Here is a 24,561-nt window from a genome sequence, read left to right as displayed (position 1 = left end):
AATCAGCAAGTATTTGTAAATTTAAGTCGTTGGATAGATAATGTCTTTGATAGTATTTGGCAATCGCCACAAGAGCTAAATTTAGCTTTTGAAACCAGACGCACGGCTCAAGAACAAGAAGAACTTCAAAAACGAGGAAAAGTTATTAATTTAGGGGTAACTTCTCCTGAAAATCAAGCGGTTATTTTATTGATTAGTGTTAACCAAGAAGCTGATGAAAGAATGGGGGTTCGCATTCAACTTTATCCCCAAGGAAATCAACGTTATTTACCTTCAAATCTGACTTTGACATTATGTAATGAATCTGGAGACACGATTAAATCAGTTCAATCTCGCTCTCAAGATAATTATATTCAAATCAAGCGGTTTAAATGTCAGCGAGGATTTCAATTTGGGGTAAAATTAACCTTAGAAGACTGGAGTGTAACAGAATATTTTATAGTTTAAACTGTTTACAAAAATCACTAAAAATTTAGTATAAGTAGGGTTTAAGTTGAGTATTTTAGTTGTTTTAAAATTAGGAAAAGGAGATTGGCAACAAGGATTTTCTAATATCACTGTTCAATTATGGGAAAATAATAATCAAATTCCCCTACAGTTTATTGGTAGTTTACCCTCTGCACCCGAATTAGGTCAAATTTATCAACATTGGCGCAAATTATACAAGGCACTGAGTGGGAATCTCAGCTTTCGTCGTGGTTCTCAAGTTTTGGACATCGAATTTGATGAAGAGGATGTTACCCAGGTTTGTGATGAAGAATTTTTTACGCTCTGTGACCAATTAAAACATAATTTTAATCTTTGGCTTGATTATCCCGCTTTCAGTCGTCTTGAGGGACAATTACGAACCCATCTCAATATTAATACAGAAATTCGAGTTATTATCGAAACAGAAAATGAGCAACTAAGACGATTTCCTTGGCATATTTGGCGTTTTTTTGAAGATTATCCCTACGCCGAAGTTTCCTTAAGTCCCTTAGAATACCGACGTACTCCCAAAGTTAAGCGTCAAAATGTTAGTCAAGTTAGAATTTTAGCCATTTTAGGGAATAGTACAGGTATTGATGTTGAGCAAGACAAACAAATGCTTCAACAACTACAAGGGGTAGAGATTGTTTGGTTAGTTGAACCTCAACGACAAGAATTAGATGATAAACTATGGGACGAACAGGGATGGGATATCTTCTTTTTTGCTGGCCATAGTTGGACTCATGACGAACAAGGAACAGGCTATTTAGAAATTAATCCCACTCAAAGCATTACCATTGAACACCTGAGAAATGCCCTCAAAGCTGCCCTAGCAAACGGGTTAAAGCTAGGAATATTTAACTCCTGTGATGGCTTAGGGTTAGGGCGAGAATTAGCCTCTTTATCCATTCCTCAAATCATTGTCATGCGCGAAGCGATACCAGATGTAGTAGCGCAGAATTTTCTAAAAATGTTTCTGAGGAGTTTTAGTGGAGGAAAAACATTTTATTTAGCCGTTAGGGAAGCCAGAGAACGATTACAGGGGTTAGAATCGGAATTTCCTTGTGCGAGTTGGTTACCAGTTATCTGTCAAAATCCCACAGAAACGTCTTTTTCTTGGCCACAATTACAAAAATATCCTGATACAATTCAAACCAAAAATATAGTTCAATCTTCAGATACCATTCAAACTCAACCAACAGCTAAAAATCAAAATACTGTTGAATCTTTAGATACCATTCAAAACCAAAATACAGTTAAACTATCAAATACAATTAAAACTCAAGATACGGCTAAAACTCAACCGTCAAGAGTATTAGAAAAGTTCTATAAATTTCGTTTAACTCGACTGTTACTAATGAGTATTCCCTTAACTTTGGTGGTTATGGGAGTTCGTTGGTTAGGTTTATTACAATCAATGGAATTAAAAGCCTTTGATATGTTAATGAGACAGCGGCCAAGTGAATCGGCTGATTCTCGTTTATTAATTATTGGTATGGATGAAAAAGATATTAGTCAATATGGTCATCCGCTTCCCGATGATAAATTAGCTCAATTAATTAACACAATCAATGCTCATCAACCGGCGGTAATTGGAATTGATATTTTTCGGAATATACCTGTCCCTTCAAAAACATCTCCTGGTTATCAACAATTAAGTCAGACTTTACAAAATTCTGATAATGTAATTGCCATTTGTAGCAGTGGTAATGGTTCTGAAACCCAAAGCATTGCCCCTCCTCCTCAAATTTCTAAGCAACAAGTGGGTTTTGTAGATTTATATGATGATAAACAGCCTACTAATGGTCAAGATGATACGGTTCGGCGTTATCTTTTATCCAGAAGTGCTAGTTTATTAGAAGTGCCTTCACGCTGTCAAACTTCCTATTCTTTTGCTTTACAATTAGCCTATCGCTATCTAGACGCTCAAGGGATTTCTGGAGTCCCTAATGAGGATAAAAATTGGCAGTTTGGTTCAGTTATTTTCAAACGGTTACGGAATAGAAGTGGGGGTTATCAACGGTTAAATGATAGGGGAAATCAACTATTCATTAATTATCGGAATACTCCTCAAATTGCCAAACAAATACCCATTAGAAGTATTTTAGACGGACATTTTGATTTATTGAGAATTAGAGATCGTATTGTTTTAATTGGGGTTACAGCAGCGAGTGTTAATGATTCACACGATACCCCATTAGGGGAGATTCGAGGGATTTATATTCATAGTCATGTTATTAGTGAAATGATCAGTGCAGTGAAAGACGAACGACCTTTATTATGGTCGTGGCCGCAGTGGGGAGATATGCTTTGGATTTGGGTTTGGTCATTAACTGGGGGGATAATTGTCTGGAAAGTTCGTAGACCTTTGTATAAAGGAATAGGCATAAGTGTTGCTGTTGTGGTTTTGTGGGGAGTTTGTTGGTTTATTTTACTTCAAGGGGGTTGGGTTCCTTTCGTTCCCTCAATTCTAGCTATGGTCATTATGGTGGGGTTTGCTGAAACAAAAATGTAAAAAAAGGGAAATTGTGTTCTATTAACCTTTAGACTGAAACTGACAGTTTTATGCACTGAAAGGATTGCCTATCAATAAGAAAAAATTCTTTCTATCCCACTAAGTTAATTAGAGGAAACATCAAGAGATTTACGATCAGATTGATTACTTTTTAAATAGAAAAGACCAAGTTCACCATCTTTAATATGCAGAATGATGTAAGAACTCCTATCGATCCCTACAGTCCAGGTATCGTTTCCTAACTTTAATTCAGGAAAAGAATAGCCATAACGTCCACAACTATTTCCTCCTCCTACGCGAGAACTATAGTATTGTTTTTCTCCAGGTTCTAGATATTCCCATTGCCCATTGAGATTATATTCAAGGGGAAAAGAAGTATCATTTTCTAACACCCATTTATAGGTTTTTACTGGTGAATGTACAGTAACGCAATTTGAGGTTTTACCATGACCACTACTAGGAATCGAAGTACCAATATCTACAAGAGTGTTCTGGGAAACTGTGCCATCGAAAACACCCGCTTTGATTAAAACGGCAGTACAAACAAGAACACCTGCACCGAAAAGTGCATTAGAAATTAAAGATTTTGCGTTGAGATTCATGTTTCGTACCTTTTAAAGCGTTTCAGAGTTCTAAGAAGAGACGTTGAGGTATTTTTTCTCAATCTCATCGTTGACTTAATTTTTTTAGAATTTAATTATTTAATTTATGCACCACGGCTCAAAATTTGATGAAAATCAAAGCTTTCAAATTAATTTGTGAGAAATTCGGGATAAATGTTGAGCAAATTAAGTTAATAATTGTTTCGGAAGCTACTTGCTAAGAGGAAAATAGCATTGTGTGCATAATTCTAACGTCTGACATCTATTACATAGATAAGTTAAGTCTTAGTTCCATAAATTAAGGTTCTAAGTTCTATTATTTCTATTAAGGAGGAAGTTAGATCATGACACAAGTAAAAGAAAAAATGCAAGATAACTACTCTGAGATTTCAGAAAAGTCGGCTCGTATTGGTTTTGTAATGTTTTTAGAAAAAATTACTCAACTAAATAAAAACGAGTCTTTTACTACATGGGAATCACTAAAAAAATTACTAGGTGCGTCTCTCACTTTAGCTTTATTGGTAGGAGGAATATTAACCACTTCTCAACCTACTAATGCTCATATCAAGTGTCCTATAAAAGTTTTTGGTGAGACCAACGATATGTGTCCTCATCCTCCTCACAGTAATCCATTATCAGGTCTTGCCGAAGAAGCATGGGGAGAAGCAGGAAGAATCGCTTATCAAGGAGCAGCATCTATTATGTCCAAACGCTCTCCTACAGGAGAACCCCTCGATGCTTCCCTTAAAGATGCTTTACGTCCTCACTTTGGTGGCTTGGTAGATCGAGTTACTCTTCACTGGGGAACGCCTGGTCTTGATAAGTGGAGTGCCAATCAAATTGGGATCAATCTTTCAGGTACAGAATCAGCAGCCCAAACCTATGGTCATGATATTTATATCGAGCAACAAAAACCTAGTTCTTATTCACAAGGCTTGGTGGGATTGATTATTCATGAAATGACCCATTCACAGCAATATGAAAACTATAGTTCATCGTTATCTAACTTTGGTTACAACTATTTTAAAAAGTACAAGCAAGCAGGACAAAGTTATGAGAATAACGAATTAGAAAAAAAAGCTTACCAACAGGAAAATAACCTCACTGATTCGGTTTATACTGCTTTTCGTTCTCCAAAGGTCGTGTTCTCTGACGCAATGTGTGCTAACCAAAGCCAAACAGGAAAGAACACAAAACCAAGATTTGCGAGAGCCGTCATTTGGAGAGGAAACAATGCAGCTATCAGATGCTCCGAACTGGAGGGCGTGGAAGTCCAAGACATGAACAGATTTTGGACAAGAGATTTCATGATTAAGGAGGGAAATTCATTCAAAGGCAAGGAGGCTTTTTGCGGTGACAGTCGATATGTCAACCAAATTGTCATACGTCATGGTAATAGGCTTGGTATTCGCTGTCGAGAACTACATTCCGGTGATACCAAAGTACAATGGTCTAATGACTATTGGACTCGAATTTTTCTAAAGGGTGATATGACCCCAGTAGAAGCACAATGTCCTAATGATGCCGTAATCAACCAAGTTCTACAACTGAATGACAATTCCTTAGCAATTCGATGTCGGAAAATGTTTATCGGAACCAAGAAGGTGAAAATGGATGAAAACCGTTACTGGACAACTAACTTTCTTCAGTTGAATTAGGAATTGTCCCCAAGCTTCTCAGTAATTTGAACAAATCTTTTCGATCTTATTCACGAAAATAAGATTATCAGGGATTTCTTCAAGGAAAAATAAGAGTGTATCTTGGTCCAATTCTTCCATTAAAGGAACCCAAGGGGTAATGATAGTTTCGCTTCTAAGTAAGTCCTCTGGGGTAACAGGAATTCCTCCTCTTCCTGCATCAAAAAAGCCAACCGTTCCCCGTCTAACGGCTTGACAACCTTGGGCAATTTGGGTTTCAACGGGATTCTGTTCTAATGTATCTAAAGCTTCGATGGGATCTGCACTCTGAGCGTTGATTGAAATAACGCCACTAGCCCCGAATTGAGAACTAGCGGTAATATCACTTAAAGGGCTTAATCTTTCCCTCGGTTCAATCCCAAAAATGCCTCTAGCATTGATGGTAATGTTGCCTCCATCTCCTGTAAAAGCATTAGCGGTAATATCGCTATTTTCTGAGGGTATAGCAAAGATAAAGTCAGAAAAAATTAAAATATTACCACCATCCCCTCCGGTGTTTTGGTTGCCAGCAGTGGTGGAAATTTGAGCATTGTCGCGTAATTCAAGGATATCGTTCACAACGATGGTAATGTTTCCACCTGTCCCACTGGTGGTTTGGGCTGAAACGGTTCCTCGATCCAAAGTTAAATTATCAGCAAATAAGGTAATATCACCGCCGTCTCCTGTCCCTAAACTATCAACGGCAATAATCGCACCGTCTTCAATAATAAAGGTAACAGGATCTACTAAGATATTACCGCCGTCTCCTGTAGACTCTGGGGTGGTGTTGGCAAAAAATCCTGTATTTTCTCCCGATAAAATAATACTTTCAGGGGCAAAGATATTAATATCTCCTGCATCTTCGTCACCTGATGTGGTGGTGCGTATTTGTGAGCCATTATTGGCTTGAAAGGTTAGGGTTTGAATACTAATACTTCCCCCTTCTCCTGCTGAGGTAGTGGCTGCTATTTGGGAATTGTTATCTAAATCAATGTCTTGAGTTTGAATATTAATTGAACCTGCATCGGCTTGAGGTTGTCCTTCACTACTGGCTGTAATACGACTGTTATTGTCGAGGGTTAGTTTTTCAGTTTTAAGGTTAATATCGCCCCCGTCTCCAGTTGCTCCTTCATTAGCAGAACTGGCTAAGGTACTATTATTATTAAGATTAATTGATTCTTTGGCATCAATATCAAGGGTTCCTGCGTCTCCTTCTCCTGCTGTACTGGCTGTAATTTGAGCATTATTATTGAGTTCTAATTGTTGAGTATTGAGAGTAATGTTACTAGGTTGACTAGCGATTCCTGTTCTTTCTATTTCTGTGGAAATGGTGCTGTTATCTAATTCTATTCTGTTAGCATTGGGAACGGTTATACTTCCTGCACTACCAGTTCCTGCTGTAGAAGCTCTAACTTGAGAGTTTCCTGTTAGGGTTAAATTAGGAGTATTTAAGGTGATTTCTCTGGAATCTCCTGTTGCTCCTTCTTCTACGGCACTACTAATTTCACTGTTATTATTTAATTCTATTTTTTGGGGACTATTAATGTTAATAACTCCTGTGTTTCCTTCTCCTGCTGTACTGGCTGTAATTTGAGCATTATTATTGAGTTCTAATTGTTGAGTATTGAGAGTAATGTTACTAGGTTGACTAGCGATTCCTGTTCTTTCTATTTCTGTGGAAATGGTGCTGTTATCTAATTCTATTCTGTTAGCATTGGGAACGGTTATACTTCCTGCACTACCGTTTCCGGCTGTAGATGCACTAATTTCAGACTCATTTGTTAGGGTTAAATTAGAAGTGTTTAAAGTAATTTCTCTTGAGTTTCCTTTTGCTCCTTCTTCTACGGCACTACTAATTTCACTGTTATTATTTAATTCTATTTTTTGGGGACTATTAATGTTAATAACTCCTGTGTCTCCTTCTCCTGCTGTACTGGCTGTGATTTGGGCATTATTATTGAGTTCTAATTGTTGGGTATTGAGGGTAATATTACTGGGTTGGGTAGCAATTCCTGTGCTTTCTATTTCTGTGGAAATGGTGCTGTTATTTAATTCTATTCTGTTAGCATTGGGAACGGTTATACTTCCTGCACTACCAGTTCCTGCTGTACTGGCTAGAATTCGAGCATTATTAGTTAGGATCAATTGGTTAGTTTGTAATTGTATTTGTCCTCCTTGTCCTGTTGCACCTTCATTGACAGCAGTAGACAAAGTAGCGTTATCAATTGAAACTAAATTAGTGTCTTTTACCAACAAATCGCCAGCATTTGCTTCTCCTGAAGTACTAGCAGTAACAAGTCCTCCGTCCCTAATAATTAACTGAGGAGTAGAAATTTGCAAGTTTCCAGCATCTCCTGTTCCTTCGGCAGCAGTAAATAAAGTGCTAGCAACTGGAATCTCTCCCACTGTCCCCGTTCCAACGATTTCGACTGACTCAGAAGCATTTATGATTAAAGTGCCTCCAGTCCCACGCTCAAAGGTTAAAGATCCTTCTTCAACTAGAGAACCTGCCCTAATTAATCCGCCCTCACTTACCAGTAAACGGTCAACATTGATGGTTAATTCTCCTGCGGTTCCTGGACCAAAAGTATCAGCTGAAAGTTTAGCACCTTTTTCTACTGTTAACTGTCCAGTGGTGACAGACAAATCTCCTGAATTTCCGCCAGGAGAGACTTCCCCCCCGAATATACCAGTTCCGGCAGGTTCAGCAGAAACAAATAAGCCACTTTGACCACTGGTTAGGGTAGCATCAGGAGAAGTTCCGCTTATTACGATTGATTCTGAAGCCCTAACCGTCAAATCTCCCCCTTGACTTCCATTGCGGGATGCAACGGAAATCTGCGCTCCGTCCAAAATCTCTAACTGCTGAGTTTCAATGACCATATTGCCAGCATTCCCAGTCGCAAATTCAGCGTTAGCTGTTTGAGCAAAAATTCCTGTCAACAATTCTCCTCCCCTCAGTTGGATAGATTCAGAAGCTTTGATGGTGACATCTCCGGCTCTTCCTGAACCAAAAGTGGCAGCATCGATAATGGCTCCATCTGAGATAATCAGTCGTTGAGTTTCCAGGTTTATATCTCCTGCATTTCCCTCTGCATAAGCTTGATTTAAAACTCCACTGGGAAACATTGCTCCTGCTATTCCAGACAATTGTACTAGCTGAGAAGCTTTAATTTGAATATCACCTGCTTGGCCGGACCCAAAGCTCAAAGACGTAATTCCGCTTTCATCAATAATGTTCAATTCTGCTGTTTCAACAACAATGTTTCCTGCTGCTCCTGTTGCTCCTGTGTCAAAAGCATTGGTGGTTGTTGTCAATAAAGCCAATCCACTTAAATTGATAGAGTCAGAAGCAAAAACTGAAATATTACCCCCAGCACCATTAGCAAAGACATCAGATGCTATGAAGGTAGAATCTTGAAGGTTTAAAGTACCTGTATTGATGAATATATCTCCTGCACTTCCTTCTGCTTGTGTTTCATTGAAAATTCCACTAGGAAAAAATTCAAGACCTTCGTCTGTTTCTATTTCTATTCCCCCAGATAACTCTACCCTACCCGCAACATTAATGTGAATATCTCCTGCTTGACCAATACCCGCACTCGAAGAGCTAATGGCACTGCCATCAATAACGCTCAATTCTCCTGTTTCAATAGTAATATTTCCTGCGTTTCCTGTTGCGCCAGTATCTTCAAAATTAGTTGTGGTTGATAGACCAATTCCGCTCAAGATGATGGAGTCAGAAGCCGAAACAGAAAGATTGCCCCCTGCACCATCAGCTAAAGCATCAGAGGCAGTAAAAGCCCCATCTTCAAGGGTGAAAGTCGCTGTATTAAGAGAAATATCGCCTGCTTTCCCCTCTCCTTGTGATGTAGTTAAAATTCCTGCATCTCCACTCAAGATTATGGAGTCAGAGGCGTTAATAACTAAGGTTTCTCCTGCTTGTGAACCAAAGGTCGTCGAACCAATAAAGCCAAAGTCCCTTAAAGTAACCTCTCCCCCTTGTATTTGAATTGCACCCCCTCTTTCTCCAGTGGTATCAATAAAAGCATCTTCTGATAGAGTAATATTGCCAAAGTTATTAACTCCTTCATAATTCAAAGCAAAACCAGGAATAGTCGGCTCTTGACGAATGCCAACAATGCCACTTCCTGTTACACTTCCTATTTCTATGCGCCCTTCTTCAGCAATTAATCCTCCTGCTCCTTGAATCGATACGTCACCTCCAACAAGGGCTAAGGTTTGCCCAAAGGTGTAAAGTTCCCCTTCATTGGTAATGGTTCGGGCTATGCCTTCAAACCGTAAACCAATGGGTGCTTGGGCGGTTACAGTCAGCAAAGGTGGAGCTTGAGGATTGGTAGCACTGTATTCTACGCCCCCTGGTAAAATAACACCGCTCGCTGTACTGGCAAGAAAAGAACCAGCAATATCGATTTGAGCATTAGGACCAAAGAAGATACCGTTGGGATTGATGAAAAATAGGTTAGCGTCTCCTAAAACCCCTAATGTTCCCAGAATATTAGAAATATTATTTCCTGTAACTCGGCTAATAATATTAACAATTCCATCGGGATTGGCAAAATAAGCGGCTGCACCGTCAGCAATATTAAAGTCGAAAAAACTATGAAAAAGATTTCCCCCTCTGATGGCTCCCCCCTCAATTTCTGATAGAGTTGCGTCGATTTGATTGACAATAGAATTTTCTGCCCCAAGGGTATTATCAGGAATAATCTGAGCATGAGTTAGAGAAGCATTGAGTCCCCACAAAGAAAAGGACAGAAAAAAGCAACATTGTTTAAAGCTTTTTGATATCATAATTGTTGGTTTAATTTTTCTTAAAAAATTAGTGTCTCTAATGGATAAATAGACACTGGATGATAATAAATTTAAAATTTGATTTATGGTAACTCAACTTTATGAAAAATTCTAGTTTTTGTATGATGATAAGGCGACATTTTATTGATGTGCTCAAACACTTAAAGTCAATAAAAATTAACACTTCTTTAAGGTTTAATTCGTAAAAGACATCATTCAACGTTTATTAAGAGAGGACATCATGAAAGAATCAGTCATTTATCAAGCGATTAAAGCTGAAGGGAAAGAAGAAGGAAGACAAGAAGGAGAGGTTAACCTAATTTTACGCTTACTCAATCGCCGTTTTGGTCAAATCTCTCCTGATTTCTTAACTCAAGTTCAAACTTTATCCGTTGAAGAATTAGAAGATTTAGGAGAAGCTTTATTAGACTTTCACAGTGAGGAAGATTTAAGACAATGGTTCCTTAAAAAGTGAACTATCCTAACTTACCTCACTCCATTAGAAAATAAGTTGATACTCTCCTCTACATTAGGTTAAAAATTTAAAATTTTCTTTTAATAAATTTACCTTTTCCTAATGCACCAATTCCTAACAATCCCAAAGCGATTAATCCAGCATTTGTAGCAGGTTCTGGAACACTTTCTGGCTCATCTGGTTCAGTTATTATTGATTGTAAAATGAAACCTTCACCGCCAGTTCCGCTATTATGAACAACAAGATCATCTCTAAACGACTTGTTGCCGTCACGGTCCGTCTCTATTAAAAAACTCAGTCCTTCAAATTCTATTAAGTAATCATTGAAGTTAAAATCCGTATCGTCATCCTTATTTGACTCAAATACAAAGCCATCATCATAAACTAGGATAGCTTCTCCATCACTATGATTACACAAACGACTTCTATTATCTTCATCATCAAAATTTCCTCCCAAAATCTGTGCTAAGTTTCTCGATGGTTCGCAAAAAATTGTGTTATCGGGATCATCGTTCTCTATTAAATCAAAAAACTGAGATGCACTAAGCTCAAAGAAAGAGTCCGTAATTGGTCGTGAATTAGCAGCAATCTCTTGTAATTGCATCGAAGTAAATTGATCTAAAGATAACTCTACATCATAGTCAACTTCTACCTCAAAAGAACCATTCGAGTCTATGTATCCTGAATTCATTAATATTTGGATTATGTCATCTTGATTATCAGGATCTCGATTTTGTAAAACATCTTCTTTGAGTGTTAATACATCACTAACGTCTATCCTCATGTCGAGTTCAGCAGTATCAGGAGAAAAATCCGATGAAACGTCTAAATAAACGTTAAAACTGCCTACCCCTTCAAAAAAATTTTCTTCTACACCAGTTAAAACATTTAAAGGAATAGAAAGATAAGCGTCTCCACTATCTTCAAAGAGTTCAAGTTTTATGCCCTCTTCATTGTTTCCTAAATCTTCCGAACTACCAAAAATATTTGAATATCCAGACCATCTTCCTCTTCTTCGTGCTTCTGCTTCACCAGCAACAGCAGTAAATATTAATCCAGCCGCTAGTCCAGTCGTGATTACCTTGTGAATCATTTTCATTGTTAAACCTCGTTAATTCATTAAATATTTAGGTATTTGCTTACAGCGATGATAAGTATAGTAATAGTAGCGACAAATTAAACCAAAAAATCCTAAAATAAACCTTAAAATTGATAAAATAGCTTTCTTTCTTGATCACTAGCGAGTTTTTGAGCAATTCTCAGTCCCGCTTGTTTTGAATCGACGTAACAAACTAAGTTTGATTCCTCAACAGAAGTTGATTGAGACATAGAAGTAAATTCGATTCCACGAGAACTAATGAAGATAGCGAAAGGTCGTTGCTTTTTCATAATTCACAAACAACTATTTTGGGTACTGATGACCTCTAGATAAGGATACGGATTTTTATGCAAATGTCGCCAGAATAACCCGTTGGGTACTTCACGCAACTGAATATCACCCGCTTTCAGAGGGCATAAGAATACGATTTTTGGGTAAAAGCATCTGACCTCAGCTTCATATCTTTCCCACAAATTAAATGTTTAAACATATAAACGTTTGAACATATAAACATTTAAACGTTTATATGTTCATTTAAGCTACAATAAAATCATCCCTTTCATCTATCCCACCCATGATCATCACCGTCGCCTCGTTCAAGGGAGGCGTAGGAAAATCCACCACGGCCTTACATTTAGCAGCTTACTGTCAGCAATTAGCCCCTTCGCTGTTGGTAGACGGGGACTTAAACCGCAGTGCTTTGGACTGGGCTAGTCGGGGAGAAATACCCTTTAAAGTCGTGGATGAAAAACAGGGGGTTAAATTTGCCAGGAACTACGAACACATTATTATTGACACCCCTGCCCGTCCTGCCCCTGACGATCTTAAAACCATTGCTGAAGGTTGTGATTTACTGATTCTCCCTACCAGTCCCGATGCTTTGGCTTTAGGAGCAACCCTACAAATGGTAGATGCCCTCCACTCCTTAGAAGCCAACTATAAAATTCTACTGACCTTAATTCCTCCCCGTCCCTCTAAAGCAGGTTCTGAAGCGAGAAGTGCCATTAAAAATGCTCAACTACCTCTGTTTAAAACAGGGATTCGGCGGTTGGCTGTGTTTCAAAAAGCAGCCCTTGAGGGGGTTCCCGTTAATCAAGTTAAAGACCCCTACGCTAATGCAGCTTGGGATTGTTATGTCAAAGTCGGCCAGGAGATTCTACCATGAGCAAAAAACCATCAAGCCGATTTGATGACCTGTTTAGTGCAGCCCGTAATAAAACCCAAGAAACTGCATCAGAGTCAACTACAGCTAAGGAAACGAAGAAAAGCAAAAGCCGTGACCCTGATTATGTAAGGACAACGATCTATCTTCCCAAGCGACTTCATCAACAACTAAAAGTGGCTGCGGTTCAAGGGGATAGGGATATGAGTGAGATCATAGAAGGGTTGGTCGATGCCTGGGTTCAATCTCTAGACGCTTAAATGTTTAGATGTTTGAATGTTCAACTGTTTAAATGGCTAGATGTTTAGCAAAACCTCAAGGTCGATCTCAGTACAGAAAATCAGCGTTGAGAATGAGTGATTATTGTTGTGACCCATTAATTTTCCTATCCCACCGCTTAATATAGAAGTGATAAGCGTGGCTTTCCTAAATTTGTAAATGTCTAATTCCCTAACTACTTCAGAACATAATGTTGTGTGTCCCGAAGATTTTGACCCCCCTCTCAAGAGAAAGGAGGCAACTATACCTGGTTACTGGACTGTTGAGGAGATTGCAGAAGAATTGGGGGTAACAACCCGCAAAATTCAATATGATATTAAAGGAAATCCTCAACTTAAAAAAAGCTCACCAAAACTTAAAGCCTACAGAATTAAATTAGCCTTTTTGGTTCCAGATCCTGATGCTCTTGAATATATTTGGAACTACCGAGAAAAAAAGAAAAAATCTTAACAAGACGTTACCTAAAGTATTTCACTAAAACGAAAAAATACTGTAAACTAAGAATCAAACATATGGAAAACCCCGCTAACTCTTTTACCTACTAGCGGGGACATCATATACAAAAAATTTTTTAGTTACCAATGATCCTACCTCATCTGGGCGGGAAAGACAAGTGCGCCCAAAATTTCTGCTGCGTGGCATTCCTCTACAACAACCAGGGGGAGTAGCCTAGCATGAGAAACCAACTCACCCCAACCACCCGCTTTAACCCCTGTCCCATCTGTACTGACCATAGTGGAGACTGTCGAATCTCAGGGGACACCATAATCCTCTGTCATGGTTATATCGACACCGACTCCCCCCTGTCCGGCTGGAAATGGACAAAAACCAGCAGTAACGGAGTCTGGGGCGTTCATATCGTTGACGACGGCAAAGAATTCAACCGTGAACAATGGGAACGAGACAAGCTCCTAAGACAGCAACGAGAACTAGACAAACTCAACTTCCTAGGGAAAAATGCCCTACCCATTGGCCAACGAGATCAAAGCTATAAGCGACTTTCAAACTATCTAGGATTAGGAGATCGCCACCGAAAAGACCTCCAGAAACGGGGGTTAAGCGACCTTCAAATCGATAAAATCCCCTTCTTCTCCCTCGACCAATATTCCCCCATTCCGTCAGGAATCCCTGACAATTTGCCAGGAATAGGAACAGATTATTATTCGGGAAATGTTAAATTTTGTGTATCAGACCCTGGCTATTTTTGCCCTAGCTTTGATATCAAAGGGAAAATTAACGGTGGTCAGGTTCGCTACGAAACCAAAAATAATAAATACCGATGGTTAAAAGGGGTCTTCTCATCCCATTTACCCAATGGAGAATTACCTATCACCCTGGTAAGGGGGTATAAGGGGACAAAGGGACAAGAAAAGTTTAAGGACGCTACTCAAACTAACAATCCACCAGATAGCCCTGAAAATGAGCTTGAAGACCCCTCAACCGACTCAAAGGTATCAAACCCCCTTTACCTCGTCGAAGGCATCTTAAAGCCCGTTATTGCCTCAAAGAATTTAAAGATTGATGTTTGTGGGGCCAGTGGTGGCCACTTCAAAGGTTCCCCGAAGCAGTTCAAAGAAATCATCGCCCGTTACCAGACACTCATTCTCTGTCCCGATGCAGGGGATATCCTCAACCCCCAAGTGATGCAGCGATGGTTAAACCAAATTGAGTTTATAAAATCATTAGAATTAGGTCACAGCCTGAAAATTTTATGGTGGGGACAAACCATTAAAAACTCCAGTGACATTGATGAAATTCATCGGGAAAGATTCAGGAAAGCTAATGAAATTAGCGTTGATCATTTTCTCGAAATCGCTAACTTAGAACAATACCGAGAAAAGACTCAAAAAGCTTGGCAAACCACCAAACATTTTACCCCTGATGTGACCATTGACCAGACCTTTATTAACCTACCTTGCCCCCAAGACAATACCATACTTTGCCTCAAAAGCGGACTAGGAACCGGCAAAACCACCGACTTAATTAAACATCTCAATGGTTATAAAAATGAAAATGGAGAATGGGTAAACGGTCAATGGTTTGGAGAAGGAGCCATTAATTTAGGCTATCGAAATACTCTGCTTTTACAATTCTGCGAAAAATCAGGGTTCTTACATATCCACCATGATTCTCGCTTCATTGATATTACCAAACCCTATAGTCGAACCGCAGCTTGTGTCAATAGTTTATTGAGACACTATACCCTAGAATCCTTTGACGACAAAATCCTCATTTTAGATGAAGTCGTTTCTATTATCAAACATCTCCTTTTTAGTGGCACCATCAGGCAAAGATCCGAGACGATTGCTATGTTTATGGAAGCTATCAAACGGGCAAAAACAGTAGTCTGTTTAGATGGCAATCTCTCGGATATGTACTGTCACTTCATGGCAACTTGTGACCCTAGTAAACGACTGGTAAAAGTTGAGAATACCTACCAAGGAAACAAACCCGAACTCATCCTTTTAGAAGGAACCATTAATAATAAAGGGAATCTCAGAAAACGAGATAATGCTCCTTGGTTAAATGCCCTCTTAAACACAGCTAAACTGCCCGTGGTCGCTGCCGATTCTCAAATCTTATTAGAATCCATTGATGACTTATTTATCGCTCAAGGAAGGAAGGGCATTCGCATTGATTCTAAAACCATTAATAAGAAAGAAGTGAAAGCCTTTCTTGAGAATCCTGTGGCTTGGATTAAGAAACATAAACCTCAGTATTTATTATTTAGTCCGAGTTGTGAAAGTGGGCTTGATGTAGCCATTACCAACTATTTTAGTCACTTTTTTGGTTTCTTCTTTGGGGTGATTGATGCTGATGCCATTACCCAAATTATTGCCCGTGTCAGAGATGTTGACTTGATCCGTTATTTATGGGTCATGCCCTACGTTAAACAGGATAATCCTGATAGTATTCAAAGTCCCTTAGTAGAAAATCTCCAGTATCATTTGAACCAAAGATTAATCTCTGATATTGATAGTGTCATGAGTGGTTTAGCTGATGCCGAAACATTAATCTCAGAAATTGTTACCCAGTTTAAAGCCTCACAAAATACCCCCCAACATCAACTAGCCCAACGCATTCAAGCCATGAAAAACTATGAGAAGTCTAATCTCAGAGAATGTGTTTATTGGCTACTAGCAGAATCAGGCTATGATATTTCTAAAAGAGTCGCCCCGCTTGAGGATGCCCAATTTAAAGCAACGGGTAAAGAAGTTTCTGAAACTAACAAGTTGAACAAACAAAGTAACAGTAAAGATATTGCCAATGCGTCTGATAAATACATTGGTCAACCAGAAACGCTGCTTAATTATGATGCCTCCTGGGAAGAACGATGTGCTTTAATGAAGGCGTGGATCGTTAATACCTTACCTGGGATTCATGAACAGGAAATTTGGTCCCCTGATTTTGTCTATAAGATCAAATACGAATATCCCAACCTGATTAATCAATTAGAGGATCGTTATTTACTTCATAACCTCGATAAATGTAAAGAACGATCTCAACGCATTTACCATTCTCAGTTAGTCAAGGGACGTTTGGGTAATACCTTAACCCCTTGGAAACATAACCCACGCTATCTACGCTTAAAGGTATTAGAAACCATCGGCTTAAAAGACTTTATCCATAATCATTACGATATCGAATTTACCCCGGATTATGAACCCCTCCAGGCCATCCTGAAACAATGTCGCTATAAGAAACATTGGCTTGGGTTAGGGAAAAAACCTGGATCTAATCCCATGAGGTATTTTAAATGGTTATTAAACCAGATTGGTTACTCTCTCATCTCACGACGGATTAAGACGAAAGAGAAACGAGATAGCTATGTCTACAGAATTTGTTCGGTTCCCGATGCTAAGTGTGCTTATTTAATCGACCCCATTATGGCGGCCATTGCTACTCGTTATGAACTTGAGAAACCGCGCTTAAATTGGGATGAAGGACGGCAACATATACTACAAATTGAAAATATGTTACAAGAAACAAGGGTGAATAATGTGCCGAAAATTTTCAACCATGATAATGCTGAAAATCCGCCACCAGAAAGGATTATGGATGGGCTTAAACCTCCCAATACTCTAGGAGAAGGTTTGAGGGTTATCGCCCAAGAACTTGATACTACAAATGAGCCAGATTCTGGGAAGGAGGAGCATTTATCAGCTATTGTGTCTCCTTCAAACTCAGACAAGAGGGATCAACTATCTGATGTTCCTGAAAAACCCAATCAACCCCAACCATCTGAAGATGAAGGGTTTGATTGGAAGGACATTATCAATGATATGAACCGTCATTTGAAGCGAATAGGGTGGACCATAGAGAAGGGGAGAGAATATCTCAATGCTCGTTATGGGGTTAGATCCAGGCTAAAGTTAACGGATGATCAACTGATAGAGTTTTGGGATTTTTTGAAGATGGCTTAACTGTGGTTGATTCAACTAATTTCCGTATAGCGTGGGATTAAAGCTGAATCTAACTGTACATCTAATTCTATTCCCTCTCTGTAGAATTCTTTCTAAGCCAGTCACTAAGCTGCTGTTCACTAAGCTCACCAGCAGCTAAGGCCAGCATAACCGTTACCACTTCCACCTCTGGCGCAGTTAAATCAATCCCGTTGACCTTGAGAAACACTGCCATGACTACGAAAGCCGTTCGTTTGTTGCCATCAACAAAAGGGTGATTTTTAGCTACTCCCCAACCAATGGCCGCAGCTAACTCATACAGACTAGCATCGGGTTGATAAGTGTAAAGGTGTTTAGCTCTAGCCAAGGCCGAAGATAATTTACCTTCATCCAAAATACCAGAAGCCCCACCAAACAAAGCAAGTTGCTGGCTATGAATCGCCCTAGCCATTCTCTCGGTAATCCAGATTGGTTCCCTCACTTAGCCAACTCTTTTAACGCATTACGATAATGGCGGGTGATTTCCCCTGCTGCTTCCATCACTTGTTCAAATTCAGGATCGTAAGCGGTTAACTCTATTCCATCGGGGGTTTCAGTCAGATAGAGGGTGTCTCCTTCATTCACTTGTAACTTATCAAGGATTTCTTTGGGAAAAGTCGTTCCGATGGAATTTCCAATCTTCCTGAGTTTTAACTTCATTATTTTCTTATTCGTGACGAGTAATTACAATTGTAACTACCAACTTTTCATAACCTATATAAAGCCAGGGAAAATTCCCCTGATTTAGCTAGGCTTGGATTTAGGAGACTAAAGATTAACGTATCAATCCTAGTTAAATCAGTAGGGACTTTTAAGAAATTTGGCTAGAGTTAGCTTTGAGATCAAACAGATGAGTTAGTAGCCAAATTTCTGACCTGGCTTTTACAAACTTAACCCATTATCTCGACTACGCTGTTGAGACGATGGGTTGTATGGTGAATTAATTTTATTTAATCTTTTGCCAATTTCAGAAGTAATCAAAGCCATTCGTTTGATATCTTCTTCATTAAGATTTCCTCTAAGAACCCCATCTTTCTTCTGAAGAATTAATCCTCGTCCATCTTTAGCATATAATTCTATGGTCTGTTCATCGGTTGAGATGTGAAAGATATAACGATTCCCTTCAAATGTCCGTAAACTGTTTTTAGGTTTTGGATTGACCCAACGCATTAACAGAATAATGCTTGTCATAGCTCGAAAATTGTTTAAGTCAGCTAATCGTTGCTCAGATGAAGGGATTGGTAAAGTTTTCTTTGAAGGCTTTGGCTGATTATGAGAAGGTTCGACCGTCTGTTTAGGAGTAGGATAATCTGACGATTTTCTCTGAATCTCTGGCTTCTTAACTGCTTGATTTGGTGTTGTTAGCTTCTGATTTGTATCCCCTTTAAGACGTTCTGCTAATTCCTGTAATCGTTGTTGGTTTTCGTCAGAAAGTTGGTTAGATTTAGCTAGAGTTTCATTAGCTTCTTTCAGTTTTTTATTAAGGTTAGTATCCGCTTCCTCTGAAATAATTATAGGTTCACTTACCGATTGGTCAACCTGATTACTGGAGTTCGTAACTTCAGCATCGCTCACTGTTTCAGACTCAGTAACTTCTGATAATATTGTATCATTATCTCTCTCAATTTTTTCATCGGTAATAACTTTTGATTGAGAAACAAACTGAGAAGTTTTCTGCTTTAATTCCTTCGATTCTTCATTGTTAATTGGGTTAGAATTATCAATTAATTCCTCATCATTATCCCTTATTAGCTTCCTATTTAACATTTCCGATGAAACAGCATTATTCGGTTTTTCTTGAGATACATTACTAACATTGGGGGGAGCTTCAATGACTGAAGTAGAAATATTTTGAGTCGTCAAACTTGATACTTCTTTCCCATCTGCCCCTCTTTCTTTAGTCTTATATTTACCCTTAAATAAAGCCTTTTGACGAGCGCGTAATAATTCTAACGGATTCTCTTTTGCCCTCGATGCTTTAGCCAAGTCCAGTAAATTATCTTTATCTGAAGTATATAACTTTAACTCAGATTTGACCCTAGACACCGCTACATAAAAACTTTCCTTCCCAATCGTATAATCAGCCGAAATTAACACCCTATCTGCGGTTTTACCTTGAGATGAATAAGTCGTACTAACTAACCCATAATCTAAAGGTTGAGGAACCCTAAAATCAAAACTGTCTTGTTTGCCATCTTTGTATTCAATGGTCGCTGTTGTCCCTTCAATGGCTTTTACTGTAAATTCTTGACCGTTTCTCCGTCCTTGTTTTCTATCATTCTTAGTCCACTTTAATCTATCTCCTACTGCGATTTCTATCTCTGAACTATGATAAACCGCTTTCTCAAATAAAGGATCGACTTTAATCTTGTTTCCTGTCGAATCTTCGAGGGTTAAACTATCAGTATCTTTATCAATGATTTTATAAAGTTCCCCCTTGCTTAATTGACGTTGTTTATAATCAAAAGCAGGACTGACTAAATCCCCTATTTCTAAATGATGGGTAAAACGCATTTGTACCCTCGTTAAATCCTTGCTTTTCAGTTGAGTAAGCTTAACCCCTTCTCCTAATTTACCTTCTGCTTTTAATCCTTTCCGAATACTTTGAGTAATCGCCAACCGTTCTGTATTCGTCCCTGCCAAAATTAGGGTTTTCTCTCTATCAGTTTGAGGGATTTTCAAGTAATCATTAACAATCTGATTAATCTTCTCCTCTTCAGCCACTTCAATTAAACAATTAGCCTGATTAAGAATACCAAACCCGGCATCAATTTCCCCCTTAGAAATAAAATCCACGGCGGTTTGTAGTTCAGGAGTGCGCTGTCGTAGGGATTGATTCATTCTAGCAGTGGTCATTCCTGCTGCTTGTAAAGACTTGAATGGGTTTCCTGCTTCCACTGCGGATAACTGTCTTGTGTCCCCGACTAACAACACTCTGGCTTTTTCAGCTTTAGCCCGTTGTAACAGTTCATAAGCTGCTTTGGCACTGAGTAACCCGGCTTCGTCAACGATCCAAATTTGGTTAGGTTCTACCTGTTTTGCTTGTTTGGAATAGAGTAAACTAGCCACTGTATCGGCTTGAATGCCAACCTCATTACCTAAAACTTTGGCCGCTTCAGCAGACGGGGCAAACCCTTTGATGTTGTAGCCATTTTTTTTAGCCAAAGTAGTGAAATGATTTAACGCATAGGTTTTCCCTGCACCGGCTACCCCTTGCCATGCCATTACGGTGTCATGGGTACTTAAAGCGGTTGAGATGGCTTCCTGTTGTCCTTCTGTTAAGGAGATGGGGGCTAAAGCCTGATTAATCGTTGCTTCTGAGTAGATAGGACGTTGTTGATTTTTCCCCTCTAACATTAAACGAATGGTGGCCAGTTCTCGTTGTAATGCAGCTTCAGTGGTATAGCGACGGTTAAGGTTGTCACTAACGTTAATTAATTGAGAATGTTGACCAATGGTTTTATCGAGACTCTCTATATTAATGGGTTGGCCATTTAATAAGATAAATTTTTCTACGTCTTCAAGCCGAAAAGCCACAGCCCGTTCTTCACAGTGAGCAATGGCATCATTGACAATATTAGCCTCAATAGGGCTTGGGTGAGAAATAGCATTTTGGTCAATATTCCTCTGAAAAGCCTGATTATCACTCCCCTTGCTCCTCTGCTCCCTCTGCTCCCTCTGCTCACTATTACCGTCACCTTTTCTATCCAAACCAGTATTAGGACTGACAAATTTAACCCCTAATTCACTGGCTTCTCGTTGCCATTTCTGCTTTAAGTCAGATGGGGACACCACTTCTTTTTTGACACGGGTGTTGCCCCAAGCGATGTTACGTTCAAGGACACTGGCATTTTCCCCGGCTTCGGCTAAAATCTGTTGTCGCCGTTTAGAGAAGGAGTCTAGGTCTTTTTTCTCATAACCAGCAATTTCAAACTGTCCATGCTGTTTCGCTTCTACTTGATAACCCAGCTTCATTAGTTCCAAGGCTAAGTTATGTTGGTACACCATCCCTAATAATTTCTGTTGACGATAAATGGCATCGTTGTGGAGGCTGCGCCATTGGCCATCGTCTCGTTGGGTGACGTTCATGACCACACAATGGGTATGTAGATGGGGGTCTAAGTCTCTGGTTTCGATGTGGTCAAATTGAGCAACGGCTAACTTGCCGGTCTGAACCACTTGCCGGGGCTGTCCTTTTTTTAAGATGCGACTTTGAGCATAACGGGACTCCATCAGTTCTAGGGTTTGGTTAACCGCTTTACGGTGGGCTTCAATCAGTCGTTCGTCTCCACCGACTAAGGCTTGTAAACTGACACTTTTAGGAGCGTTAAAGGTACAGTCAATGGCGGCGCGGTGTTTATTCCCATTGATTTTCCGTCCCATGAGACAGTGGTGTCCGTCGGGGGACTGGCCATCTAAGAGGTTATTGTAAGCGTCGTGGTCTTTAATTTCTCCGGTCAAGTTGAGATTGGCTGCCCCTTCACCGAACCATCGGCCTTCCTCGTAGTAGCCTTTTTCAAAGTAGGTTTTAGCCAGTTCTGCATTAACGTTCTTAATGGTTAGCATCGCCTTCCTCTTCTACCAAGGGTTCAATTTGAAGATTAGGGAGTGCCTTTAACTGAGTCATAAGACCTTCGCTTTGTTCAAGTCTGATGCACCAGATACTAATCTGTTTAAACCGGTTCACTTTGTTTTGATAAAAGAACCGATCTATTTTAGGTAGGGCTTTGATGAGTTCCACCGCTTCAGAGTGGTAACGGGTGAATAACAAAGCTACCCAGTCAGTAAATTTTAACGGATAAATATAAACCACTTCTTTCTGTAAGCTTCCATCGAATAACAGACGGTCACTTATCTCCTTACACTCTATTTGTAATTGTCGTTTTGGCCAGTTTTTCTCTTCTACTATCATCAGTTAGTTGGTAATACGTTTGAAGTTATTTTGTTACTTTGTCGTTAATTTCGCCGAATTAGGAAATTCTCATAGAGGGGGTGTTAGAATCTATTATAATGGTTTTGCCAAAACTTGGCGTAATGTGCAAAAGATTCAGAAAAAAAGTAGGTTGCTCACAGCTAGTTAGTTTTTGGAAAAATTGGCTCATCAAGGAACTCGGTGGGTGAGCTAAATAGGGTCACTTGGGGTCACTGAATAGAAAAGGTGTTGGCATCTTGAGCCTAATATGAGCAAAAATAAAGGCTTTTTAGGGTATCTTGAGTAAGTTTTGAGCCAGCCAAACGGTCAAAAAATCGCTAGAATCAGATAATGGTGATGTTAACTGATGTGAGGAGATGCCAGATTTAATACTTGCCCTGGATTTTGGAGCTAGTGCGACTAAGATTGCGTATCGAAGTGGGTCAACGGAAGGGTCGTCTTTGTTTGAGGTGGTGATGATGCCTCCGGACCTTGAACCCATTGACCGTGACAAATTAGAACGGTATCAGACAAGAGACACCATTGTTGTCAGTCAAGTCCCTGAGATAGAAGAGATTTGGATTGAGACTAAGGATAAACTGTATGCAGTCGGTCACTTAGCGCGATTGTTTGAGCCGGTGGATAAGATTAAAGATGTCAAATATGAAGTAGCTGCTTATAAAACCTTGGCTGCAATGGGTTATGTTTTATCTACCCTGACTCAACAAAACCAGTTACCCAAGAAAAAGAATTATAAAATTGCCCTAGCTGTGGTCCTACCTTGGGAAGAGTTTCCTGATAAAGATCGTTTCAAGTCCTTTTTAGAATTGCTCCTGTCTAACTGGAAATATAGGGATACAAAATGGGGCATTAAACTAGAATCTTTCTCAGTGCGTCAAGAAGGGTTTGGGTTATTTTACCTGTATCAAAAGAGTATGTTCAAACCATCGTTAGATCGTATGGCGATTTTGATGTTTGGGCATCGTAATATTTCGGCCTTGTATTTTAAAGATAAAAAGCTTCATAGTGGCTCTTCCCCACTGCTAGGATTTCACCAAGTATTTGACCGTGTTGCTCAATCCATTTCTTGGTTAGATCGACAGACCATAGTTAAGACCTTTGAAACTATCTGGCAGAATCACCGACAGGCTTTTTTTAAAACCACCTATATCGAGAAAAAGCCAGAAAATCAGCCCTTACTCCAACGATGGAGGAACAAGCTTGGAAGCTATCACCATTATGTGGCTATTGAGATGAAGTTTCCTAATTGGGCTGCACTCAAACCGATTCAGGATTTAGCCAGAGCATCAGATCCTGACTTGAGAAAAAGGGAAATTAATGATATTGCCCATGCCATCGATCTAGCCTTAGAGGAATATATTGAGTCATTTCAAAAATGGTATAACTCAATGTTTTCTGAACCGCTTTCGACAATACTAATTAGTGGAGGAGCCAGTTGGTTTATTCGTCCCTTACTATCTGAATGGTTCTCAGAAGCAATTGGAGTTGGCTTTAATCTTGGCTATAGTAATTGGCTTCAAAGACAGTCTGAATATAAATCGGCTAAATTTCTTGATGAACTAGGTTTATCTATTTATTTATCTAATTTTCCCGACTCTCTAAGTGACTTGCACAAAAGAAGAAACTGGTTTCATGTCAATTCAATTTACCGTCCTTATGAAGCTAACCCAAGGGGAATCCAGAAAGAGATTGTCAAAGAAAGACCGCTATATTTCACCATGTCCAAATATTTTCAACTCAATAATCTTAATGCTTATGAATCTTTTTCTCTCTCTTATCAACGTAAGGCTGATGTGATTGGATTAGGGGCTTATCTCATGGATAAAACTTTAAAGACTTGAAGGACATAAACAGAAAAAAGGTTATTTAATTGATTGATGAAGCTGTTAACTGGAGTGAACATGGACAAAGGGAGAAAGAACTTTCATATTAGATTGCAACCCGATAGCGAGAGTTTATTAGGGGAAGTTATTGATTATTTACAAACCTTAAAAAAAGAGGAGTTAAATAAGCGAGTAGGAGAGCTTTTAGTGGCTGCTTTTTTACCCCTAGCGCGGTATCATCAAAAGAGTTGTGATTCTGAAGAGTTAAGAAT

At 39.3% G+C, this 24,561-nt stretch carries 16 protein-coding genes and 2 pseudogenes; 10 read left to right on the top strand and 8 right to left on the bottom strand.

Annotation, left to right across the window (positions count from 1 at the left end):
* Together CY0110_RS23620 and CY0110_RS23615 are read left to right on the top strand one after the other, a co-directional pair.
* Positions 1-447, top strand: a 447-nt coding sequence (locus tag CY0110_RS23620) for a DUF1822 family protein (RefSeq protein WP_008278115.1), incomplete at its 5' end; no start/stop codon positions are given.
* A gap of 46 nt (positions 448-493) precedes the next feature.
* Positions 494-2,983 (top strand): CHASE2 domain-containing protein, encoded by a 2,490-nt coding sequence (locus tag CY0110_RS23615; RefSeq protein ID WP_008278114.1) that lies wholly within the window; start codon positions 494-496, stop codon positions 2,981-2,983.
* 104 nt (positions 2,984-3,087) lie between these two features.
* On the opposite strand, the gene CY0110_RS23610 is transcribed toward CY0110_RS23615, so the two are convergent.
* Entirely contained in the window at positions 3,088-3,585 is a 498-nt protein-coding gene (locus CY0110_RS23610) for a hypothetical protein (protein WP_008278113.1), read from the bottom strand.
* Between the two features lie 344 nt (positions 3,586-3,929).
* Here CY0110_RS23610 and CY0110_RS28115 point away from each other — a divergent pair, with 344 nt between their 5' ends.
* Positions 3,930-5,243, top strand: coding sequence for a DUF4157 domain-containing protein (locus tag CY0110_RS28115; RefSeq protein WP_008278112.1), 1,314 nt, complete (start codon positions 3,930-3,932; stop codon positions 5,241-5,243).
* A gap of 18 nt (positions 5,244-5,261) precedes the next feature.
* Here the strand turns inward: CY0110_RS28115 and CY0110_RS28110 are convergent, their stop codons facing one another.
* On the bottom strand, positions 5,262-10,076 hold the full coding sequence (locus tag CY0110_RS28110) for a two-partner secretion domain-containing protein (protein ID WP_050780053.1): 4,815 nt from the start codon (positions 10,074-10,076) through the stop codon (positions 5,262-5,264).
* Between the two features lie 205 nt (positions 10,077-10,281).
* On the opposite strand from CY0110_RS28110, the pseudogene CY0110_RS23595 reads away from it, so the two are divergent.
* Positions 10,282-10,551, top strand: a pseudogene (locus CY0110_RS23595) (DUF4351 domain-containing protein); the annotation flags it as partial.
* Between the two features lie 67 nt (positions 10,552-10,618).
* Here CY0110_RS23595 and CY0110_RS23590 read toward each other — a convergent pair.
* Together CY0110_RS23590 and CY0110_RS23585 are read right to left on the bottom strand one after the other, a co-directional pair.
* A complete protein-coding gene (locus CY0110_RS23590; protein WP_008278109.1) occupies positions 10,619-11,650 on the bottom strand; it encodes a PEP-CTERM sorting domain-containing protein in 1,032 nt (343 codons plus the stop codon).
* Positions 11,651-11,754: 104 nt separating this feature from the next.
* Entirely contained in the window at positions 11,755-11,940 is a 186-nt protein-coding gene (locus CY0110_RS23585) for a hypothetical protein (RefSeq protein WP_008278108.1), read from the bottom strand.
* A 284-nt stretch (positions 11,941-12,224) separates the two neighbouring features.
* Here CY0110_RS23585 and CY0110_RS23580 point away from each other — a divergent pair, with 284 nt between their 5' ends.
* From CY0110_RS23580 to CY0110_RS23565, 4 genes are all read left to right on the top strand, one after another.
* Positions 12,225-12,815: a ParA family protein gene (locus CY0110_RS23580; protein WP_008278107.1), complete on the top strand. Its 591-nt coding sequence runs from the start codon at positions 12,225-12,227 to the stop codon at positions 12,813-12,815.
* The gene (locus CY0110_RS23575; RefSeq protein ID WP_008278106.1) at positions 12,812-13,072 is read left to right on the top strand and encodes a hypothetical protein; all 261 of its coding nucleotides are present in this window, start codon (positions 12,812-12,814) and stop codon (positions 13,070-13,072) included. Before CY0110_RS23580 ends, CY0110_RS23575 begins: the two co-directional genes overlap by 4 nt.
* Before the next feature lie 178 nt (positions 13,073-13,250).
* Positions 13,251-13,541, top strand: coding sequence for a hypothetical protein (locus tag CY0110_RS23570; protein WP_008278105.1), 291 nt, complete (start codon positions 13,251-13,253; stop codon positions 13,539-13,541).
* A 224-nt stretch (positions 13,542-13,765) separates the two neighbouring features.
* Positions 13,766-17,515: a plasmid replication protein, CyRepA1 family gene (locus tag CY0110_RS23565; protein WP_008278104.1), complete on the top strand. Its 3,750-nt coding sequence runs from the start codon at positions 13,766-13,768 to the stop codon at positions 17,513-17,515.
* A gap of 67 nt (positions 17,516-17,582) precedes the next feature.
* On the opposite strand, the gene CY0110_RS23560 is transcribed toward CY0110_RS23565, so the two are convergent.
* The 4 genes from CY0110_RS23560 to CY0110_RS23545 all read right to left on the bottom strand — a co-directional run bounded on the left by CY0110_RS23560 (position 17,583) and on the right by CY0110_RS23545 (position 22,445).
* On the bottom strand, positions 17,583-17,975 hold the full coding sequence (locus tag CY0110_RS23560; protein ID WP_008278103.1) for a type II toxin-antitoxin system death-on-curing family toxin: 393 nt from the start codon (positions 17,973-17,975) through the stop codon (positions 17,583-17,585).
* Positions 17,972-18,193, bottom strand: coding sequence for an AbrB/MazE/SpoVT family DNA-binding domain-containing protein (locus tag CY0110_RS23555; RefSeq protein ID WP_008278102.1), 222 nt, complete (start codon positions 18,191-18,193; stop codon positions 17,972-17,974). Before CY0110_RS23555 ends, CY0110_RS23560 begins: the two co-directional genes overlap by 4 nt.
* Before the next feature lie 222 nt (positions 18,194-18,415).
* Positions 18,416-22,099: a MobF family relaxase gene (mobF, locus tag CY0110_RS23550; RefSeq protein ID WP_008278100.1), complete on the bottom strand. Its 3,684-nt coding sequence runs from the start codon at positions 22,097-22,099 to the stop codon at positions 18,416-18,418.
* Positions 22,086-22,445, bottom strand: coding sequence for a hypothetical protein (locus tag CY0110_RS23545; protein ID WP_008278098.1), 360 nt, complete (start codon positions 22,443-22,445; stop codon positions 22,086-22,088). The genes mobF and CY0110_RS23545 overlap by 14 nt, the downstream gene beginning before the upstream one ends.
* Before the next feature lie 377 nt (positions 22,446-22,822).
* Here CY0110_RS23545 and CY0110_RS23540 point away from each other — a divergent pair, with 377 nt between their 5' ends.
* Positions 22,823-24,307, top strand: coding sequence for a hypothetical protein (locus CY0110_RS23540; protein WP_008278097.1), 1,485 nt, complete (start codon positions 22,823-22,825; stop codon positions 24,305-24,307).
* Positions 24,308-24,343: 36 nt separating this feature from the next.
* Positions 24,344-24,561 (top strand): annotated as a pseudogene (locus CY0110_RS23535) (hypothetical protein); the annotation flags it as partial.

Source organism: Crocosphaera chwakensis CCY0110 (assembly GCF_000169335.1).
Classification (GTDB): domain Bacteria; phylum Cyanobacteriota; class Cyanobacteriia; order Cyanobacteriales; family Microcystaceae; genus Crocosphaera; species Crocosphaera chwakensis.
The sequence above is the reverse complement of the archived record's forward strand: the minus strand, read 5'-3'. Positions and strand labels throughout refer to the sequence as shown.

Excerpts from the sequence above, each read along its gene's own strand:
- CY0110_RS23610 (WP_008278113.1), bottom strand. The coding sequence starts at position 3,585 with ATGAATCTCAACGCAAAATCTTTAATTTCTAATGCACTTTTCGGTGCA.
- CY0110_RS28115 (WP_008278112.1), top strand. The coding sequence starts at position 3,930 with ATGACACAAGTAAAAGAAAAAATGCAAGATAACTACTCTGAGATTTCA.
- CY0110_RS28110 (WP_050780053.1), bottom strand. The coding sequence starts at position 10,076 with ATGATATCAAAAAGCTTTAAACAATGTTGCTTTTTTCTGTCCTTTTCT.
- CY0110_RS23590 (WP_008278109.1), bottom strand. The coding sequence starts at position 11,650 with ATGAAAATGATTCACAAGGTAATCACGACTGGACTAGCGGCTGGATTA.
- CY0110_RS23585 (WP_008278108.1), bottom strand. The coding sequence starts at position 11,940 with ATGAAAAAGCAACGACCTTTCGCTATCTTCATTAGTTCTCGTGGAATC.
- CY0110_RS23580 (WP_008278107.1), top strand. The coding sequence starts at position 12,225 with ATGATCATCACCGTCGCCTCGTTCAAGGGAGGCGTAGGAAAATCCACC.
- CY0110_RS23575 (WP_008278106.1), top strand. The coding sequence starts at position 12,812 with ATGAGCAAAAAACCATCAAGCCGATTTGATGACCTGTTTAGTGCAGCC.
- CY0110_RS23570 (WP_008278105.1), top strand. The coding sequence starts at position 13,251 with ATGTCTAATTCCCTAACTACTTCAGAACATAATGTTGTGTGTCCCGAA.
- CY0110_RS23565 (WP_008278104.1), top strand. The coding sequence starts at position 13,766 with ATGAGAAACCAACTCACCCCAACCACCCGCTTTAACCCCTGTCCCATC.
- CY0110_RS23555 (WP_008278102.1), bottom strand. The coding sequence starts at position 18,193 with ATGAAGTTAAAACTCAGGAAGATTGGAAATTCCATCGGAACGACTTTT.
- mobF (WP_008278100.1), bottom strand. The coding sequence starts at position 22,099 with ATGCTAACCATTAAGAACGTTAATGCAGAACTGGCTAAAACCTACTTT.
- CY0110_RS23545 (WP_008278098.1), bottom strand. The coding sequence starts at position 22,445 with ATGATAGTAGAAGAGAAAAACTGGCCAAAACGACAATTACAAATAGAG.
- CY0110_RS23540 (WP_008278097.1), top strand. The coding sequence starts at position 22,823 with ATGCCAGATTTAATACTTGCCCTGGATTTTGGAGCTAGTGCGACTAAG.